This window comes from Brenneria tiliae, assembly GCF_023347575.1.
GTDB lineage: Bacteria > Pseudomonadota > Gammaproteobacteria > Enterobacterales > Enterobacteriaceae > Brenneria > Brenneria corticis.
Genome location: NZ_JAKPCB010000037.1, coordinates 1 through 266 on the forward strand (window position 1 = coordinate 1; position 266 = coordinate 266).

The 266-nt window shown below is 51.9% G+C and carries 1 rRNA gene; it reads left to right on the forward strand.

From position 1 onward, the window contains the following. Positions 1-100: ribosomal RNA gene (gene rrf / locus MFP24_RS00175) — 5S ribosomal RNA — on the forward strand; the annotation flags it as partial. Positions 101-266: the final 166 nt, after the last annotated feature.

The window sequence follows — 266 nt, forward strand, 5'->3', positions numbered from 1 at the left end:
CGGTGGTCCCACCTGACCCCATGCCGAACTCAGCAGTGAAACGCCGTAGCGCCGATGGTAGTGTGGGGTCTCCCCATGTGAGAGTAGGGAACTGCCAGGCATCAAATTAGAAGTAGCAGTGAAGTCCAACGGGCAGTTCACTACTCGATAGAGAGTAGGAAAAAAGCCGAAGGCTTTTAAACGTTGCGCAGCAACGGCCCGCAGGGTGAATCATGAAATGATTCATAAACTGCCAGGCATCAAATTAAGCAGTAAGCCGGCGAAAT